Below are 17777 nucleotides of genomic sequence, written 5' to 3'. Positions count from 1 at the left end.
CACCGCACCGAGCAGGACAAGGACCACCGCATGACACTGCCCACCGACCTCGAACAGTGGGTCTCACGCTGCCTGGACGGCCCCGTCAGCGCGACCGACGTCTCCTGGGACCGAGGCGACTCACAGGTATGGCGGGTGACAGTCGGCACCCGCGACGCCTACGTCAAGCGCAGCCCCACGTCCGCGGCCTACTCGTGTGAGGTGCACGGCTACGACCACGCGGCACGCGCCCTTGCCACCGGGGAGGCTCCGGCTTTGCTGGCAAGCGACCCCAGCCTGCGTGCTCTGCTGACCTCATCACTTCCGGGACGAGTCGTGCGCGGCTACTCGCTCGAAGTCCTGGACGAACGGCGGGTCCACCACCTCGCCGGGCAATTCCTGCGCCGATGGCACGACACCACGGAGCCACCACCGGCCCAGGTGCGTGCGAGAGCGCGGCAGTCCGTGACCGAGCAGGCGAGCGAGGCCCAGACGTACTTGGAGGATCTCGCCGCGCACTTGGCCCCCGCTGAACACCGTCTCCTTCAGCGGGTCACCAGCGAACTGCCGGACCTGGCAGAAGCCCTCCCCGTCGTGTTCCGGCATGGCGATTACTCCCCCCGCAACTGGCTGTGGTGCAGCGAAAGCAGCCGGCTCTCGCTGATCGACTTCGAAGAATCCGCCCACGGCACCGCCGTCGAGGATCTGGCGTGACTCTACGGCGCCATCTGGCCGACCCGCCCTGACCTTGCACACGCCTTCCTCACCGGATACGGACGTGCATTGAGCCGGACAGAACAGCGAGCGCTGCATCTGCTCACGACACGGACGGCCGCGTACTACCTCCACGCCGGGATCACCAAGGCCGACCTCGTCCTGACCGAACGGGGCCGAACAGCGCTGGAGCACCTGCTGCGAATCGGCGAGGAACAGCCGAAATGAACACCGTTCTCGTCGTGGTGGCCCATCCCGACGACGCCGAGATCGGCATGGCCATGCGGATGCGCTGGTATGCACTCAACGGCGCGCGGGTCCGGGTGCACTGCCTGACCACCGGCGCCCCAGCCGGAGACGGCACTCCCGTACGCCGGGATGAATGTCTGGCTGCCGGCGCACTGCTAGGAGTCGACCAATACAGCTTCTCGTCCATCCCCGACACACAGTTCCTCGAACATCGCGGGCGCATCCACTCCGAGGTCGTCGCCGTCGTCCGCGAGACCTGCCCCGACGTGGTCTACACCCACCACCCCAACGACCAGCATCGCGACCACAATGTCACCGCTGAGGAAGTCACGAACGTCGCGCTCCGCGAAGCGCCCAACCTCTCCTACTTCCGCTCGCCCTACAGTCTCGACTTCGAACCGACGATGCTGTTCATCGGCACACCCGAACTCCTGGACGCCAAGATCCGCGCCCTGAACTGCTTTACGTCACAACACCAGCTCGACATGGGCCTCTTTCACCAGCTCGCCACCGTGACGCACCGACAGCACATCCACCACCGCGTCGTGAAGCGCTTCCCACCAGACTCCAACTGTGCCGAATCGTTCAGAATCGCACGACGCCTCGAACTCGCCACCCAGACAGACAATGACCGCCACCATGCTCATCCTCAATGAAGCGGCCAGCTCGATGACGGCCAGCAGGGCCCGCATCGTCACCGAGCTGGCCGCCAGATGCCCCGCTCGTCGCACATGGCGTCCCGACCGCTGCCGCCGGGTTGATGTCCACCCATAGTGACATCGCCGCCTGCCGAAGCCATTACCCCTGACCGAGGTCCAGTCGTGGTGGACTTTGACGCCCTAATGCTGGCGCCCGTCGGCGACGACCTGGCCAAACTCCTGGTCACTACCGCCATGACCTACGGTCACCTTGCTCGGTGTGGAGCCCCAACTTGCGTCATAAAAGGAACATCAGAGGCGCGGCTTTCATCACGAAACCATCGGATTGAGCCGGAAGGGAAGGACGTCACCGACTCCACGGCGCTCGCGGGTGGAGTCTCATAGGGTCTGCCACGGGTGCTGTCGACCGCGTAGCGCAAGGGCCGTCGTTTACTCCAACTCCATCGTGCGCTCGAGGTCCAGGGCCAGGCGTAGCGCCAGACTGGCGGGGTCGAGGTGGCGGCCGAGGATCGTCTCCGCGCGCTGAACGCGTTGGGTCACGGTGTTGGGATGGATGCCGAGGCGCTGACCGCACCGGGTCGGGCTCGCGTGTGCGTCCATGTAGTGCCGCAGCGTCTTGATCAGACGTTCGCCGTCTTCGTGGCTGCGCAGTGCCCCGAGGTGGTCATCGACGAACCGCGCGGCCATCTCCTGGTTCTGCGTGGCGAGCACGGTGACCGCGACGTCGGGGAACCGGGTCGGTGCGGGAGTGTGGAGCGCTGTCAGGTCGACGCACGACAGGGCTTCCCGGTGGGTGTGGTGGAACCCGCGGATTCCGCGGCGCGGGGTTCCGAGAGTCAGCCGGATGGTCCTGGGCAGCGAAACCGCGGCCAGGTCGTCGAAGGTCGAGTTCTTGCACGGGGTGAACCAGCCGTGGATGACCGAGGAATCGGTCGTCACGGAGACGTGTTGCCGAGCGAACCCGAGGAGCTCCCGTCGTGCGAGTTCGGATACGTCCTCGTGTTTCATGGGGTCGACGCTCCAGGCCACGTACCCGATGTGCACCTCATCGATGTGATAACCGAAGAGCTCTCTCAGCTCGCGAACGCCCCCGTTGCCCGTCAGCACGGCGCGGACGATCTCGTTGCGCCGCGAATTCGTGGCCCGCATGAGGCTGTCGCGAGCCCGGTTGTAGGTGGTGATCGTCTCGCCGGTCATGGACTGCACGTACTCGAACATGCGGATGGAACCCGACTCGAGCGCCTCGGCGCGACGCGCAACGGTCCACGACTGCTGTTTGCGAAGATGGCTGGTGAATTCGTTCCAAATGGCGGCGTGGCCCAGCTCGTAGGAACGAAGGACGGCCGACAGGGGAATGTTCGAGCGAGCCATCAGGTACGCGAAATCCTGCGCCGGTTTCGGAAGATGCGGGTCCGGGTTCGAACCCATGAGGGTGGCGCGCATGCCCGGCAGGTGCGAGACGATGGCCGCGCGCAACGCCTCCAGCGTGTCCGGATCGGCCGCTCCGAGCTCGGGAATCTCGGCGTGGAGCTGATCGGCGAGCCCGGAGAATTTCAGGCGTCCGTGCTGGTCGAGCCAGTTCACGAACGGCTCCAACGGTAGCGGGTTGCCGCCCACCTTCGCATCCAGCATTTCGACACTATGGAGGACACCGGGAGAGGCGTCCACCCCCGGTCGTTCCGTATGTGATCCCGCCACACAACGGTGTATCAGCAAATGGCATTGGCACTGCTTGAGTCTGTCGCAACGATGGCACGAGTTTCGCTCGAACCCAAGGAGAGTCCGATGTCGAAATCTTCTGGCGGTCTGCTATCAGGCCTCGAAGTCGCGGTCACCGTGGACGACCAATTCCAGTGGACCGGGATCCCGTTTCCCGAAGGGCATGGTCCGCACACCGTGTCGAAGAAGATGATGAAGGCTTTTGAAGCCTATGGGGTTCCCGGCGTTTACGCCTTCAACAGCACTGCGCCGACGGAGGAAGATCCGCGCGTGCTCGACATCCTCGATGACTGGTGCGCCGCCGGGCACTACGTCGGCAACCACACGCACCAGCACATCAGCCTCAACTGGCTGGACGTCGACACCTACCTCCGCGACATCGAGACCAGCGAGCGGCTGTTGAGCAGGTGGATAGAGGCATCGCCGTCGCGCTACTTCCGCTACGCCTTCGCCATGGAGGGCGACAGCGCGACCAAGACGAGCCAAGTCCGGACTCACCTGAGCCAAAACGGGTTCCTGTCCTCCCCGGTCACGCTCTGGTTCTACGACGCCCAGTTCATGGTCGCCTATGACCGCGCCCTGCGGCTCACGGACCGGGCGGCGCAGCGCTGGATCGAGGACACCTTGGTCGACACCGCGATCGAGCAGATGGAAAACCAAGCAGCCGCGGCTACTGCCGCGCTCGGCCGGTCACCGGCGCACATCATGCTGATCCACGGCACGACGGTCGCCGGTGCGACCATCGAGCGGATCCTCGGTCGGCTCACCGAGGAAGGCGTCGTGTTCGTCACCTCGGAACGGGCGATGGCCGACCCTGCCAACGTGATCGGTTCGCCGGTGACCACCCGCCAGTTCCGCAACTCGACGCAGAAGTGGGCCGAGCACGCGGGCGTGTCCATCCCGGATGTCCCGCCGGCGGTGCTCGCCGAGGTGGAGAAGGCGGCTCCCATCGAGGGCATGAGTTACGACGAGGTTCTTGGCCGGGCGATCCAGGAGTGGACGCGCCGGGTGTCCTTCACTCCGGTTCCGGCCGACTTCCACTGAGAAGGGACCTGGCATGAGCGAACCGCGAATCCACTCAGGCGGAACTTCTCAGTCGCTGGAGACGCTGCGCATCCGTGCTGCGCGGCTGGCATCGGCCCTCAACGCCGACGGGATCGGTCCGGGCGACCGCGTCGCCGTTGTCATGCGCAATGACATCGCGTTCGTGGAGGTGACGCTCGCGGTCGGGCTCGTCGGGGCTGCCCCGGTTCCGATCAACTGGCACTGGACGGGGGACGACCTCGCACACGCGCTGGCCGACAGCCGCTCCCGGCTCGCGGTGGTCCACACCGACCTGCTGCCGGCCGTGGAGTCCAGCGCACCCGGGCTGCCGATCATCGAGGCGGAGATACCGCCCGGGGTGCGGTGCGCCTACGGGCTGGCCGAACAGCCGTCCACCGGAAGGTGGCCGACGCTGTCGCAGCGCATCGACACCCACGAACCCCGCACCGAACCCTCACCTGCCGCCCCGATGAGCGTGATCTACACGTCCGGCACCACCGGGCGGGCCAAGGGAGTGCTCCGCGACCCGGTCGCGGTGGCCGACCGCCCGACGTTGCTGGCCAACATCGCGAAGCTGTGGCACCTGGCTCCAGCCGAGACGACCCTCATCCCGGCGCCGCTCTACCACTCCGCTCCGAACGTGCACGCCACCTTCGCCGTCGCGCTGGGCATGAACTTGCACATCATGCCTCGCTTCGACGCCGAGGAGTTCTTGCGGCTTGTGCAGGAGCACCGCGTCAACAGCGTGCAGATGGTTCCTACGATGTTCAACCGGCTGCTGCAGCTGCCCGAGCAGGTGCGGCGTTCCTACGACCTCTCCTCGCTGAAGGCCATCGTGCACGCGGCCGCGCCGTGCCCGCGGCACGTCAAGGAAGCCATGATCGGCTGGTTGGGTCCGATCGTGCACGAGTACTACGGCGGCGCCGAGGTGGGTGCCTTCACTGCCTGCGACACGGCGGAGGCCCTGAGCCGTCCGGGCACCGTCGGGCGCCCGATCCTTGATGCCGATGTGCGCATCCTCGGCGAGGACGGAACTGACAAGCCGGTGGGCGAGGACGGCATTGTCTACGGGCGCTGCTTCACCGGCTGGCCGGACTTCACCTACATCGATGACGAGCCCAAACGCCGTCGGATGGAAAGGGACGGCTACCTCACCCTCGGCGACATCGGCCACCTCGACGACGAGGGCTATCTCTACCTCAGCGACCGGCTCAACGACATGGTCGTCTCGGGCGGCGTGAACATCTACCCCGCCGAGGTCGAGGCGTGCCTGCTCGACCTCGAGGGGGTCGCCGATGTGGCCGTGTTCGGCATCCCCGACCCCGACCTGGGAGAGGTGCTCGCCGCCCACATCCAGCCGATCCCCGGCGCGATCCTCCACCCGGCCGAGATCCGGACCTACGTCGGCTCCCGCCTGGCGCGCTACAAGGTGCCGCGGGAAGTGGTGCTCGCCGACGAGCTGCCGCGCGAGGACACCGGAAAACTGTTCAAGCGCCGTCTCAAGCAGCAGTACCTCGAGGCGGCGGGGCACAACGGGGACGAGGGGGTTGCATGAGTTCGTCCGTGCTTCTCGAGAGCCCGGAGACCGGTATCGCGCGGGTGGTGCTGAACCGGCCCGAGCGTCGCAACGCGCAGAACCCCCAGATGCTCTACGACCTCGACGAGGCGCTGGCGATCGCGGTCCGGGACCGCACAGTCCGGGTGATCATCCTGGCTGGTGCGGGCCCCGACTTCTCCGCCGGACATGATCTCGACGAACGCGACTCGAGGATTCCCGGGCCGTCCGTGGCCACCCTCGAGGGCGCTTTCGACGCCGACGGGGTCGAGGGCAGGCACGCGTTCGAATGCGAGGCCTATCTGGGAATGTGCCGCCGGTGGCGCGATCTGCCCAAACCCACGATCGGCCAGGCCCACGGGCGTTGCATCGCCGGAGCGCTGATGCTGTTGTGGCCGATGGACCTGATCGTGGCCGGCGAATCGGCGACCTTCTCCGATCCGGTAGCGGCATTCGGGCTCAACGGTGCGGAGTACTTCACCCACGTGTGGGAGGTGGGCGCGCGCAAGGCCAAGGAAATGCTGTTCACCGGCGCTCCTGTGACTGCTGCGGACGCACATCGGCTGGGCATGGTCAACCACGTGGTCCCCGACGACGACCTCGCGGACTTCACCCTCGACCTCGCACGGCGGATCGCACGCATGCCCGAGTACGCGTTGCGGCTGGCGAAGTCCAGCGTCAACAACAGCCTCGCCGCCCAAGGCCAGGACGTGGCGCTGGAGTCGGCGTTTGCCTTGCACATCGCCGGGCACGCCAACAACCTCTCTCGCCACGGCGACATCATCGACCCCGGCGGTGTCGACACGATCCGGGCGCTGTCCCGCCAGGCGCCGGAGCGTGCGCCGTGACGAATCCATCCCGAACCAGCCCGCGGGAGGCAGCGTTGACCAGCGACACCCGTCCAACCATCGAAGGTTGGCTCGCCGAGTACGACGCACGGGACGCCGACGTCGCGTGGCTGCTGTGCGACCGGCACGACCCGAATGCGGTCGCCTTCACCTTCGTCGACGCCGACCTGCGGACGCACGACCTGACCTTCGGTGAGCTCGCCGAGCGTTCCCGCCGACTCGCCACCGTGCTCGCCGACCACGAATTGCGGCGCGGCAGCAGAGTGCCGGTGCTCATGGGAAAACGACCGGAACTCATCGTCACGCTCGTGGCGATCTGGCGCCTCGGTGCGGTCCACGTGCCGCTGTTCACCGCGTTCGCCACCGGAGCCGTCCAGCTGCGCGTCGAGGCGGCCGGCGCCGAGCTCGTGATCACCGACCCCGCGCAGCGTGCCAAGGTCGACCCGATTCCCGGGATCACGGCACTCGACGTCGACCAGTTGGAGCGGGCCGCTGCCGACCGTGAACCCCACACCGGGCGGGAGACGGTTGGCGGCGACGGCACATTCCTGCAGCTCTACACCAGCGGCACGACGGGGCGGCCGAAGGGCGTTCCGGTGCCGGTACGGGCGATAGCCGGGTTCCGGTCGTACATGCACTTCGCCATGGACGTCACGGCGGACGACGTGTACTGGAACGCGGCCGACCCCGGGTGGGCCTACGGCCTCTACTACGGCATCGTCACACCACTGGCCGCGGCCCGGCGCAACCTGCTGGTGGACGCCGGATTCACCCCCGAGCTCACCACGGAGGTCCTGCGACGGCAGGCGGTGACCAACTTCGCCGGTGCACCCACCATGTACCGGGCCATCGGCCGCAGAGGCCTCGTCGAGGGCGTGCGGCTGCGGCGTGCGTGTTCGGCGGGAGAGCCACTGACACCTGACATCGTGCGGTGGGCGCGCGAGACCCTCGACGTCGAGATCCGCGACCACTACGGGCAGACCGAACTGGGCATGGTCATCGGCAACTGCGCGCACGAGAACGTGGCACGTCCGCTCAAGGACGCGTCGATGGGACAGCAGCTGCCGGGCATCGTCGCCGACGTCGTCGACGGACGGATCGCGGTGTCGACCAAGAGTCCGCTGTTCTGGTTCACCGGGTACCGGGGAGAGCCCGAGCGCACCGACGAGCGCTTCACCGGGGACGGCGCCTGGTACCTCACCGGCGACACCGGACGTGTCGATGAGGACGGCTACTTCTTCTTCACCGCACGGGACGACGACGTCATCCTGGCCGCCGGATACCGGATTGGACCGTTCGACGTGGAGAGCGTGCTGATCACCCACCCCGCTGTCGCCGACGTCGCCGTGGTGGGGCAGAAGGACCCGGACGGTGTGCGCGGCGAAATCGTGGTGGCCTATGCCGTTCTCATCGAAGGTGCCGAGCCCGGAGACGACCTCGTTCGGGAGCTTCAGGCGCACGTGCGCGAGCGTTACTCGGCCCATGCCTACCCCCGACTGATCCGGTTCGTGGACGCGCTGCCCAAGACACCCAGCGGGAAGGTGCAGCGGTTCAAACTGCGTGAGCTTCACGCTGACTGACTAACGCACTCGCCAGCTTCCGAAACCCACGCGATTCCAGGAGAAACATGCGCATTGATCCGACAATGGCGGCTGTGGTGACTGGAGGTGCTTCTGGTCTCGGCGAAGCGACCGTGCGGCGCCTGTACCGCGAAGGCGCTTCGGTCGTCATCGCCGACCTGCCCTGCTCCTCAGGTCAGTCGCTAGCTGACGCCCTTGGAGAACGCGCGGTTTTCGTGCCCGCCGATGTTCGAGAAGAAGCGGGAGTGTCACGTGCACTCGATGCCGCTGAGGAATTCGGCGGGCTGCGAGTGGTCATCACGTGCGCCGGGATCGCGACACCGGGGCGGATCCTGGGAAGCGGCGGCCCGCTCTCGCTCGACGAGTTCAAACAGGTGCTGGACATCAACCTCGTCGGCACGGTCAACGTGCTCAGACTCGCCGCCGCGCGGATGTCCGCGAACGAACCGGTCGACGGCGACCGAGGCGCCGTGATCATGACCTCCTCGATCTCCGCCTACGACGGCCAGATCGGCCAAGCCGCTTATGCCGCCAGCAAAGGCGGTATCGCCGCGCTGACGCTCAGCGCCGCGCGTGACCTGGCCGAACACGGGATCCGCGTGAACACCATCGCCCCGGGCATCTTCGCCACACCCCTCATGCTCGGCCTTCCCGACAGAGCACGGAAAACCCTCGAACAGCGCGTACCCCATCCGCCCAGGCTCGGCACACCGGAAGAGTTCGCCTCGCTCGCCGCACACATCATCGACAACCAGATGATCAACGGCGAGGTAATCCGCCTCGACGGCGCCCTACGAATGCCACCGAAGTGACGGCGTGCAGGTTTCGGTGCACCGGTGCGATCCGCATCGCCGATCACCGCGCGGCGTGCAGTCGTTGCCGGAGAGGGGCCGACTGCCCCCGCAGCAGCGCGAGTCTGCTCGTGCGGAGATCGCTCTCGGGTAGTTCGGTGTGCAGGCGCAGTTCGCGGGAGAGCACCATGTCCTGGTTGATCACGAACGGCACCTGAATCCCCGCATCGCATACGAGGGTGTCGATTCGGTCCTGGGCGCCGGGAGTGGTGGCGAGGAGGGTGTGCAGGATCGCAAGGTCGAAGCCGGGCAGGAACAGGCCGGTGAATTCGAAGTCCAGCAGCGCACACTGTCCGGCTTCGGTGACTAGGAGGATGACTTGGTCGTGTGCGGCGAACCGCGGCACGGTGGCTGGCCACCGCGCGGCCGTGAACCCGCCGTGGTCGGTGTGCTGGGTAGACCTGCGCGTTGGGACGTGCGGAGTACTTCGTGCCCTGCGAGGTGGTTCGGGGGTGAATGGGTTTTGGGTGGAAGAATCTGTTCACCACCGGTGCCGCTGGGCTCGGCCTTGAGAAGGCACGGTTGGGGTGGCAGCGCAGGGAACAAGCGAGGATGAGGTTAGGGTCTGTTTCAGATGTCAGAGCCACTCGTTGATAGACGCGATGACCACCGTGGCCTCGTAACGGACAGCGAGTTTGTCGTACCGGGTGGCCACGGCCCGGTTCCGCTTGAGCCGGTTGATTCCGCATTCCACGGCATGACGCTGCTTGTAGATCTCCGTGTCGAACGCCGGCCGGCGACCACCGCGCGAACCTCGGTTCTTGCGGTGACGGATCTGGTCCGCTTTCTCGGGAATGGTGCACCGAATGCCCCGTCGCCGCAGGTACGAGCGATTGGCGCGCGAACCGTACGCCTTGTCGCCCAGCACCCGGTCCGGACGTGTCCGCGCCCGGCCCCGACCAGTGCGGGGCACGCTGATCCGCTCCAAGACCGGCTGGAACTGCGGCGAGTCACCCCGCTGCCCCGCCGTGACCACCAGCGACAACGGCTTCTGACCCTGCTCAGTGGCCATATGCAGCTTGGTGGTCAGCCCGCCCCGCGACCGGCCGATTCCGTGATCATCCGGTTCGGTGTCAACCCCGCCCGGCGGTTCCCGCTGTTCAGCCCCTTTTTTCGCGCACCGGCGGCGTGCTGGTGCGCGCGAGCGACAGTGGAATCCACGCTGACATCCCAGGTGATCAGGCCTTCGGCGTCGGCCTGGGCTTGCAGCCGCGTCAGGATTCGCTTCCAGGTCCCGTCGCGCTGCCAGCGCCGGAACAGCCCATACACGGTCTGCCACGGGCCGTATCGCTCCGGCAGGTCACGCCACTGCACACCCGTGCGCACCCGGAACCGGATACCGTTGATCAGCTGCCGTTTCGGATGCTTGGGCGGGCGGCCCGACTTCTTACCCTTGGGCAGCAACGGTTCCATCTTCGCCCACTGCTCGTTCGTCAGATCACCTCGACCCACACGAAGATCATCTCAAACCGAGATCAACTTCTGAAACAGGCCCTAGAAGCCGCCGGTCAAGCGGTGTGCACGCCGGGCGGCAACTGTCCTGTTGCGGAGGTCTCGTAGAGAAAGCGGATGATCTCATCCTGTAGGGCTTGTGCGGCGCGTGGTTGCGCCATGCCGCGCCGTTGTGCCAGGTATACGGTGCGGGTCAGGCCAGGGTCGGCGATCGGCGTTCCGCGGAACCGGTCTCGAACTACGGTCGCTGGCACGACGGCCAGTCCCATGCCGGCGTTGACGAATTCGAGCACGGCGTCCATCTCGCCTCCCTCGATGGCGAGGGTGGGTTCGAAACCGGCGGTGCGGCAGGCGGCGATGGTCGACTCTCTGAGGTCGTAGCCGCGCCGGAACATCACCAGCGGACGTCCTTGAAGTTCCTGGATGTTGATATGGGAGCGGCGTACCGGTCGTGGTGCACCAAGCGGCGACACCACGACCAGTTCCTCGATGAACAGCGGCATGGTCTCCAGTACAGGGTCATTTGCGAGGCGGGAGTCGATCACCAGTGCGAGATCGAGGGCGCCCTCGGACAGTTCGGTTTGTAAGTCGCGCGAACCTCCCTCGTGGATGATGAGCTCGATGCCCGGGTGCTCGCGCCGGAACGCCGCGACCATGGGAGGCAACAGTCCGGTGCAGAGGGACGGCGTCGCCCCCAATCGCACCCGTCCGGCGCGCAGTTCGTCCAGCGCGCGTATCTCCCGCCGGGCCGTGTCGGCGTCGGCCAGGATGCGCCGGGCGATGGGTAGCAGGGTCTCGCCGGCATCGGTGAGCGCGATGTTGCCGCGGGTCCGGTGGAACAGGCGGGCACCGAGGCTTTGTTCAAGTGCGCGGATCTGCTGCGACAGCGAGGGTTGGGCCACGCCCACCTGTGCCGCCGCCCGCGTGAAGTGACGTGCGTCAACTACCGCCACGAAATATTGCAACTGGTGGAGCTGCATGGAGGCATGATAGCGAGTGCCTATCCTGGTGAGAGGTTTCCTATCTTTGATCAATGCTGGCGAGCGATCTAACGTGCGGACCGTGATCAGCACTCTGACGCGCACCCAGTCCGCGCGCTCGCTATGGAGCACCACGATCGGGAAGAAGGCCGTAATGGCGGCCACGGGCCTGATCATGTTGTTTTTCCTGGTCCTGCACATGCTCGGCAACTTGAAGGTCTTCTTCGGCTCCTCCGACTTCGACCGTTATGCGGCCTGGCTGCGTATCATCGGCGAGCCCGTGCTGCCCTACTCCTGGTTCCTATGGATCCAGCGAGCGATACTGTTGGTCGCTTTGGTGTTGCACATCACAGCAGCGGCGCAGTTGTCCTTCCGCGACCGCCGGGCTCGTCCGGTCAGCTACGCGCATGGGCAACGTCTCCGAGCGACTTTCGCTACTCGAACAATGCGTTATGGCGGGGTCATCCTGGCGCTGTTCATTGTCTGGCATCTGCTCGATCTGACGCTGGGCGTGGTGAACCCGGATTTCAATCCGAACAGCCCTTACCACAACGTCGTCAAGGACTTCCAGGTTTGGTGGATCAACCTGATCTATATCGTGGCGGTGGTGCTGCTCGGCGTCCACATCAACCACGGCTTCTGGAGTGCCTCGCAGACGCTGGGCGTCAACCGGCCGACCCGCGACAAAGCCATCAAGGCGATCGGCTCGACGCTGGCGGTCGCCCTCACCGTGGGTTTCGTGTTCGTCCCCATCGGCGTCATGACTGGGTTGGTGAACTGACGTGATCGATTATTCTGTGGGCGACCCGATCGCCGATACCGCGGTCCCCAGCGGTCCTGTCGAGCGCCGATGGGACGAGCGCAGGTTCAGCGCCAAGCTGGTCAATCCAGCCAACCGCCGTAAGCACCGGATCATCGTGGTCGGTACCGGTCTGGCCGGCGGATCGGCGGGTGCCACTCTGGCCGAACAGGGATATCAGGTCATTCAGTTTTGCTTCCAGGACTCACCGCGTCGCGCCCACTCGGTCGCAGCACAGGGTGGCATCAACGCCGCGAAGAACTATCGCAACGACGGTGATTCGATCTATCGCCTGTTCTACGACACGGTGAAGGGCGGCGATTTCCGCTCGCGTGAGTCGAACGTCCATCGCCTGGCGCAGGTGTCGGTGGAGATCATCGACCAGTGTGTCGCGCAGGGCGTGCCATTCGCCCGCGAGTACGGCGGGCTGCTGGATACCCGCTCGTTCGGTGGCGTGCAGGTCCGGCGCACCTTTTACGCCCGTGGCCAAACAGGTCAGCAACTGCTCCTCGGTGCCTACCAATCGCTTTCGCGCCAGATCGACGCCGGGAACATCGAGATGCACCCGCGCACCGAGATGCTCGATCTGATCGTCATCGACGGGCGCGCCCGCGGCATCGTCGCCCGCGACCTGGTTACCGGCAAGATCGAAATCCATCTCGCGGACGCGGTGGTGCTGGCTACTGGCGGCTACAGCAACGTCTTCTACCTGTCGACCAACGCCAAGGGCAGCAATTGCTCAGCGATCTGGCGCGCGCACAAGCGCGGCGCGTACCTCGCCAACCCCTGTTACACGCAGATCCACCCGACTTGCATCCCCCGTTCGGGCGAGCACCAGTCGAAGCTCACCCTCATGTCCGAGTCGCTGCGCAACGACGGACGGATCTGGGTGCCCAAGCGAAACGACGACACCCGCCCGCCGAACCAGATCCCCGAGGACGAACGCGACTACTACCTCGAGCGGATCTACCCGTCGTTCGGCAACTTAGTGCCCCGTGACATCGCCTCGCGGGCAGCGAAGAACCAGTGCGATGCCGGGCGCGGTGTCGGTCCGGGCGGCCTTGGCGTCTACCTCGACTTCGCCGATGCCATCGCGCGCATGGGAGGCCCTGCGGTCGAGGCCAAGTACGGCAATCTCTTCGACATGTACGCCCGCATCACCGCGGAGGACCCTTATCGGGTACCGATGCGGATATACCCCGCCGTCCACTACACCATGGGTGGGCTCTGGGTGGACTACGACCTGCAGAGCACGATCCCGGGACTGTTCGTGATCGGCGAGGCGAACTTCAGCGACCACGGAGCCAATCGCCTCGGCGCCTCAGCGTTGATGCAAGGTCTGGCCGACGGGTACTTCGTGCTGCCGACCACGCTGAACCACTACATCGCCTGCACCGAATTCGACACCATCGACGCTGCGAGCCCCGAGGTGACGAAGGTGCGGAACGAGGTGCAGGAACGTATCCAGAAGCTGCTGTCGATCAACGGCGACCGCACCGTCGACTCGTTCCACCGTGAACTGGGCATGCTGCTCTGGGACCACTGCGGGATGGCCCGCAGCGAGAGCGGTCTCCGCAAGGCGCTGGAGCGGATTCCCCAGCTGCGCGATGAGTTCTGGAGTTCGGTCAGGGTGCCCGGTTCGGGTGCTGAGATGAACAAGGAACTCGAGAAGGCGAACCGGGTGGCGGATTTCTTCGAGTTCGGCGAGCTCATGGTCCTCGACGCGCTCCTGCGCGAAGAATCATGCGGCGGCCACTTCCGCGAAGAGCACCAGACGCCGAACGGCGAGGCGCAGCGCGACGACGAACACTTCAGCCACGTCGCGGCTTGGCAGTACAACGGCGACGGCGGGACCTCCGACGTCCCGATCTTGCACAAGGAAGCCCTCCAGTTCGACCACGTTCACCCAACCCAGCGGAGTTATGCATGAAACTGACCGTGCGTATCTGGCGCCAGGCGAGTCCCGACGCGCCGGGGAAGATGGTCGGGTATCCGGTCGACAACATCACCCCGGAAATGTCGTTCCTGGAGATGCTGGACGTCCTCAACGAGTCGCTCGTCCTCGCCGGCGAGGAGCCGGTGGCGTTCGACCACGACTGCCGTGAGGGTATCTGCGGCATGTGCGGTGTGGTCATTAACGGACGTGCCCACGGTCCCGAGCAGACGACCACTTGCCAACTGCACATGCGCGCCTTCCAGGACGGTGACGTGATCGACGTGGAACCCTGGCGTTCCAGGGCGTTCCCGGTGATCAAGGATCTGGTGGTCGACCGGTCCTCGTTTGACCGCGTCATCCAGGCAGGCGGCTACATCACCGCCCCGACTGGTGCGGCTCCCGAGGCGCACTCGACGCGAGTGGCGAAGCTCGACGCCGACGCCGCCTTCGAAAACGCGACCTGCATCGGCTGCGGCGCCTGCGTGGCAGCCTGCCCCAACGGCTCGGCGATGCTGTTCACGGCGGCGAAGGTCACGCATCTGAACCTGTTGCCGCAGGGGCAGCCCGAGCGTGAGTCGCGGGTTTTGGACATGGTGGCCGCAATGGACGCCGAGGGCTTCGGGGGCTGCACCAACAGCGGTGAGTGCGTGGCCTCCTGTCCGAAGGAGATCCCGTTCTTCAGCATCACCAACATGAATCGCGAGTACCTTCGCACACTGCGTAAGCACTGACATCGACAACCACTGCCCGAGCTGGTCTGTCCGGCGTTCACCGGCGCAAATGCCGCAGAGTGGCACAAGGTCTTGGACATTCGGGCCCTCACCGCGTCGTGAACACCAGCACGGCGTTCTGGCCCCCACACCCAAAGGAGTTGCTTCCTGCCACTCCACCCGCGTATCAAGTGCCTCCATCACGCCATCGATCTCCATCGACTCGTCCAGCTTCTCCAGTTCGCCGTCGGCGGACCGTAGCGTTCGACAGTCAGGCGAGAGCCCCTTCACCGACAGCGGTCGATCTCCCAACCGCCCTACACGCCGCTCACCAGGGTGGATGATGTTTTCGGCAAGGACAGGGCTTGGTGGGGCCGATGGGTGTTGAAGTGGCAGGCGTGTTCCTGGCGGATCTTCTCCGCGTGACCTCTGTCGAAGGTCAGCACTCGGTTGGTGCATTCTTCGCGAACGGAGCGTATGAATCGTTCCGCGTGCGGGTTGCAGTTGGGGCTGTGCGGCGGGATCTTCGTGACCGTGATGCCTTCGCTGGCGAAGATTGTGTCGAAGGCGGCGGTGAACTTCGGGTCGCGGTCGCGGATGAGGTGCGTGAATGTGGCGGCGCGGTCGCCGAGCTGCCACAGCAGCTGCCGGGCGTGTTGAGTGGCCCAGGCGGCGGTGGGGTGGGCGGTGACGCCGAGGATGTGAACGGTGCGGGTGCGGACTTCCATGACGAACAGGGCGTATAGCCGCTGGAGCCCGATGGTGTCGATGTGAGAGAAGTCCGTGGCGAGAAGACCGTTTGCCTGGGCTTTGAGGAATGTGGTCCATTCGTGGTGCGCTGCCTGTCGGCGTTGTCTGGGATGGAACCCGGTGGCTGGCAGGACGCGGCCGGGGGTGGCTGCGCTGACTTTGTATCCCAGTCGGCGTAGTTCGTCGTGTGCGCGTCGGGACCCCCAGGGGGTTGTCGGTGCCGGGTCGGGTGATCAGGTCGTGGAGCTCGTCGGGTACCGGCGGGTGTCCTGGTGGGGGTGGCTGGGTCCACTTCTGTTTGACCAGGCGCCGATGCCAGGCGAGCAAGGTGCGTGGTGGGACAATCCGGTGGCCGCGGAGTCGTTGAGGCAGGAGCCGAGCGAGCGCGGCCAGCGGCGCGCGATCCGGCCAGGCAGGCTTCGGCGGGGTGACCTGTCTGCGTAGCACTGTGACCTCGTGCCGCAGGATGAGTATCTCGGCGTTCTTCGCCGGGGTAGACCGACATAGTAGAGCGAGCCACGCGAAGGTCCGGGTAGCGAGCAGGTAGATCATCTGTACGAGCACAAGGACGGATCATGAAGTGGGATGGGAAGCTCAGTGAGCAGGCGGCGGGGATGGGGGCGTTTTCGGCGTTGGTGTCGCTGCCGTTGTCGGCGGTGGGTGGTCTGGTGAGCAACGCGTTGACGAAGGTGCTGGTGCGGGGACTGGGCGATGAGGTGGACGAGAAGATTCTGGAGGCAGCGGCCAGGAAAGCGGTGGACAAGCACGCGGAGTTGTATCCGGTGTCGGCGATGGCCCGCTTCGCCGACGTGGTGGGAGAGCATCTGGATGTGTATGCGGGGATGTCGGTGCGGGGCATGTGGTCGGCACGGTTCGGGCATGGCGTGGGGGAGGCGTTGTCCGAGGGCCTGGGTGAGTTGTTCGGCGAGGTGGGGTATCTGGCGGCCACGGGCCAGGAGGTGACCTGGAACCCGTTCTCGGTGACGGCGGGTGTGTTCGAGTCGGTGTTCAGCGGTGTGGGCAATCTGGCGGGGTTGGTGTGGCGGGGCAAGCTGCACCCGCAAGGCCCAAGCCCCTACCTCGACGACACCAGCCGGCGTGAGGGCACCGCCACCGACACCACCGATGGTGGCGGGTTCGGCGACGAGAAGGCCCCGCTGCTGGGGACAGGGTCTGGGTCGCAGACAGGGCACATCCCTGGCTCCCCGGACAAGGACGGCGCGTTCACCTCCTCCGATGCCTCCGATGCCTCGGAGGGCTCGGATGGCTCGGATGGCTCGAGACAGTCTGATGTGGACTCTGTTTTCCCGGTCGGGCCGGTGGATTCGGCTGCGGTGCCGGTGCCTTCCGGCAAAGACCCCGTGGTGTCCGCTGTTGTGGATGGCAAGGACAGTAAGGATGTTCAGGGCGGTAAGGAGGGTGCTGATGGCGGTGGTAAGGCGGGTGCTGGTGGCGGTGTGAGGGGCGGGGATGCGATGGGTGGTGTTCAGGTGATGCAGGGTTCTGGGCAGGAACGGCCGGGTACGCCGCCGCCTGCATATCCTGATGCGGTAGCGGGTTTTGGTTCGGGCCGGTCGGTGACATCGCCTCCGCCGTACAGTCTGGTTGCCGGTGATGATCAGGCAGTGGCGGGCGTGGATGGTGTGGATGTGCCTGGGAACCGGCCGCTGGAGGTGCATGCCTCGCAGACGCCGGACTCGCCGGCGGTGACCCCGAATGTTTCTGGTGTGCCCGCGAATGCGGCGCTGGCGGAGTCTGGCAGGTCCGGGTCTGTCGTGGACTCCGACGGTGGTGTGCCTGTGGGGCAGCCGACGTCGTCGAGTGGGGTGACCGGCCGCGATGGGGATTCCGGTGTGGACTCGGTTGCGGGGCGTGGGGATTCGCATCGTCTGGGTGTTGCTGCGGTGTCGGCGGATTCGGTGACACGGTCGGCGGAGGAGTTGCAGGTGGTC

At 65.9% G+C, this 17777-nt stretch carries 16 protein-coding genes and 1 pseudogene; 12 read left to right on the top strand and 5 right to left on the bottom strand.

All coding sequences use genetic code 11. From position 1 onward, the window contains the following. Positions 1 to 30 precede the first annotated feature (30 nt). From SSPN_RS45825 to SSPN_RS0126195, 3 genes are all read left to right on the top strand, one after another. Positions 31 to 693 (top strand): aminoglycoside phosphotransferase family protein, encoded by a 663-nt coding sequence (locus SSPN_RS45825; protein ID WP_010310869.1) that lies wholly within the window; start codon positions 31 to 33, stop codon positions 691 to 693. A gap of 69 nt (positions 694 to 762) precedes the next feature. Next, entirely contained in the window at positions 763 to 921 is a 159-nt protein-coding gene (locus tag SSPN_RS58645; protein WP_010310867.1) for a hypothetical protein, read from the top strand. Continuing rightward, on the top strand, positions 918 to 1598 hold the full coding sequence (locus SSPN_RS0126195; RefSeq protein WP_010310865.1) for a PIG-L deacetylase family protein: 681 nt from the start codon (positions 918 to 920) through the stop codon (positions 1596 to 1598). The genes SSPN_RS58645 and SSPN_RS0126195 overlap by 4 nt, the downstream gene beginning before the upstream one ends. 432 nt (positions 1599 to 2030) lie before the next feature. On the opposite strand, the gene SSPN_RS0126190 is transcribed toward SSPN_RS0126195, so the two are convergent. Further along, a complete protein-coding gene (locus SSPN_RS0126190) occupies positions 2031 to 3233 on the bottom strand; it encodes a PucR family transcriptional regulator (RefSeq protein WP_010310863.1) in 1203 nt (400 codons plus the stop codon). Between the two features lie 153 nt (positions 3234 to 3386). Between SSPN_RS0126190 and SSPN_RS0126185 the strand changes: the two genes are divergently transcribed. From SSPN_RS0126185 to SSPN_RS0126165, 5 genes are read left to right on the top strand one after another with little or no spacing between them, the layout of a single operon-like run. Next, entirely contained in the window at positions 3387 to 4364 is a 978-nt protein-coding gene (locus SSPN_RS0126185) for a polysaccharide deacetylase family protein (RefSeq protein ID WP_010310861.1), read from the top strand. 13 nt (positions 4365 to 4377) lie between these two features. Next, positions 4378 to 5919 (top strand): AMP-binding protein, encoded by a 1542-nt coding sequence (locus tag SSPN_RS0126180; RefSeq protein ID WP_010310859.1) that lies wholly within the window; start codon positions 4378 to 4380, stop codon positions 5917 to 5919. Continuing rightward, positions 5916 to 6767, top strand: coding sequence for an enoyl-CoA hydratase (locus tag SSPN_RS0126175; RefSeq protein WP_010310857.1), 852 nt, complete (start codon positions 5916 to 5918; stop codon positions 6765 to 6767). Before SSPN_RS0126180 ends, SSPN_RS0126175 begins: the two co-directional genes overlap by 4 nt. A 35-nt stretch (positions 6768 to 6802) precedes the next feature. Next, a complete protein-coding gene (locus SSPN_RS0126170; RefSeq protein WP_029535732.1) occupies positions 6803 to 8347 on the top strand; it encodes an AMP-binding protein in 1545 nt (514 codons plus the stop codon). A gap of 47 nt (positions 8348 to 8394) precedes the next feature. Next, a complete protein-coding gene (locus SSPN_RS0126165) occupies positions 8395 to 9159 on the top strand; it encodes an SDR family NAD(P)-dependent oxidoreductase (RefSeq protein WP_029535731.1) in 765 nt (254 codons plus the stop codon). A gap of 43 nt (positions 9160 to 9202) precedes the next feature. Here SSPN_RS0126165 and SSPN_RS0126160 read toward each other — a convergent pair whose 3' ends face one another. From SSPN_RS0126160 to SSPN_RS0126145, 3 genes are all read right to left on the bottom strand, one after another. Further along, the gene (locus SSPN_RS0126160) at positions 9203 to 9544 is read right to left on the bottom strand and encodes a hypothetical protein (protein ID WP_010310851.1); all 342 of its coding nucleotides are present in this window, start codon (positions 9542 to 9544) and stop codon (positions 9203 to 9205) included. Positions 9545 to 9775: 231 nt separating this feature from the next. Further along, positions 9776 to 10650 (bottom strand): IS5 family transposase gene (locus tag SSPN_RS51945; RefSeq protein ID WP_170121539.1). Its coding sequence is split into 2 segments (ribosomal slippage): positions 9776 to 10303 and positions 10306 to 10650, totalling 873 coding nucleotides; the frame shifts between segments, so codons are not numbered across the junction. A 56-nt stretch (positions 10651 to 10706) separates the two neighbouring features. Next, the gene (locus SSPN_RS0126145; protein ID WP_029535730.1) at positions 10707 to 11630 is read right to left on the bottom strand and encodes a LysR family transcriptional regulator; all 924 of its coding nucleotides are present in this window, start codon (positions 11628 to 11630) and stop codon (positions 10707 to 10709) included. Positions 11631 to 11784: 154 nt separating this feature from the next. On the opposite strand from SSPN_RS0126145, the gene SSPN_RS0126140 reads away from it, so the two are divergent. The 3 genes from SSPN_RS0126140 to SSPN_RS0126130 are packed head-to-tail and all read left to right on the top strand — an operon-like array spanning position 11785 to position 15096. Next, complete coding sequence (locus tag SSPN_RS0126140; RefSeq protein ID WP_085982133.1) at positions 11785 to 12411, top strand: succinate dehydrogenase cytochrome b subunit; 627 nt, start codon at positions 11785 to 11787, stop codon at positions 12409 to 12411. Between the two features lies 1 nt (position 12412). Then, the gene (locus tag SSPN_RS0126135; RefSeq protein WP_029535728.1) at positions 12413 to 14359 is read left to right on the top strand and encodes a fumarate reductase/succinate dehydrogenase flavoprotein subunit; all 1947 of its coding nucleotides are present in this window, start codon (positions 12413 to 12415) and stop codon (positions 14357 to 14359) included. Next, positions 14356 to 15096, top strand: coding sequence for a succinate dehydrogenase/fumarate reductase iron-sulfur subunit (locus SSPN_RS0126130; protein WP_010310842.1), 741 nt, complete (start codon positions 14356 to 14358; stop codon positions 15094 to 15096). The genes SSPN_RS0126135 and SSPN_RS0126130 overlap by 4 nt, the downstream gene beginning before the upstream one ends. A 296-nt stretch (positions 15097 to 15392) precedes the next feature. Here SSPN_RS0126130 and SSPN_RS58640 read toward each other — a convergent pair whose 3' ends face one another. Further along, positions 15393 to 15803, bottom strand: a complete 411-nt coding sequence (locus SSPN_RS58640; RefSeq protein WP_010310839.1) for an integrase core domain-containing protein — start codon at positions 15801 to 15803, stop codon at positions 15393 to 15395. Positions 15804 to 16400: 597 nt separating this feature from the next. Here SSPN_RS58640 and SSPN_RS45815 point away from each other — a divergent pair. Beyond that, positions 16401 to 17777, top strand: a pseudogene (locus tag SSPN_RS45815) (hypothetical protein); the annotation flags it as partial.

Source organism: Saccharopolyspora spinosa NRRL 18395 (assembly GCF_000194155.1).
Lineage (GTDB): Bacteria > Actinomycetota > Actinomycetes > Mycobacteriales > Pseudonocardiaceae > Saccharopolyspora > Saccharopolyspora spinosa.
The sequence above is the reverse complement of the archived record's forward strand: the minus strand, read 5'-3'. Positions and strand labels throughout refer to the sequence as shown.